This window comes from Catenovulum agarivorans YM01, assembly GCF_000281085.1.
Taxonomy (GTDB): domain Bacteria; phylum Pseudomonadota; class Gammaproteobacteria; order Enterobacterales; family Alteromonadaceae; genus Catenovulum; species Catenovulum agarivorans.
In genome coordinates, this window is record NZ_AJWM01000133.1 from 1 (window position 1) to 1,051 (window position 1,051).

The following is a 1,051-nucleotide window of genomic DNA, read 5'->3' on the forward strand; positions in this document are numbered from 1 at the left end:
TCAGCACCAAGTGCTGTAACTATTACTACACCTATAGAAACCGATGGTATTGTCAATGCTGTAGAAGATGCGGACGTATTAATTGTAGGTTCAGCGGCAGAAGCGAACGCAAGTGTCACAGTTACAATTACCGATGATACGAATAGCCTATCACGCACAGTGGCAGCAGATAGTTCTGGTGCTTGGACCATTTCAGGTAGCGAATTTGATGTTAGTACATTTAACAATGGCACATTAACTGTATCAGCAACCCAAACAGATACTGCCGGCAATACTTCAACTGCCGCTTCTACAACAGTTACCTTAGACAATACAGCACCGAGTGCCCCAAGCATCAGCACGCCAATTGAAATAGATAATATCGTCAATGCCAGTGAAGACGATACTGTATTAATTTCAGGTAGTGGCGCAGAAGCCAATGCAAGCTTAACTATCACTATTGGTAGCGTTTCAATTCAAACCACAGCGGATGGCAGTGGTAACTGGACGATAGCAAGTAATGAGATAGATATCTCAGCATTAAGCAACGGCACACTAACTGTGACAGTGACGCAAACAGATGCAGCGGGCAATGAATCTAGCAGTGCAACGCAAGATATTACCTTGGACAATTCAGCGCCAAGTGCACCGACTATTATCACGCCAATTGAAAGCGACGGCATTGTTAATGCAGCCGAAGATAATGATGTCTTGATTGAAGGTAGTGGTGCAGAAGCAAACGCAAGTGTCACAGTTGCAATTACAGATGGTGCTAATAGCTTAGATCAAACCGTCACTGCCGATGCGTCTGGAGATTGGACAATTTCTGGTAGCGAATTTGATGTTAGTACATTTAACAATGGTACATTAACCGTCTCAGCTACCCAAACTGACAATGCAGGCAATACTTCAACTGCTTCAACACAAAACATCACACTCGACAACTCTGCACCAAGTGCGCTAACTATTACCACACCGATTGAAGGTGATGGTTACGTTAATGCAGCTGAAGATGCAGATGTATTAATTGCTGGTAGTGGCGCAGAAAACAACGCGAGTGTCACGGTCACAA

At 44.1% G+C, this 1,051-nt stretch carries 1 protein-coding gene; it reads left to right on the forward strand.

Annotated features, from left to right (window positions below; genetic code table 11):
* Positions 1–1,051, forward strand: a 1,051-nt coding sequence (locus WSC_RS21645; RefSeq protein WP_016954355.1) for an Ig-like domain-containing protein, incomplete at both ends; no start/stop codon positions are given.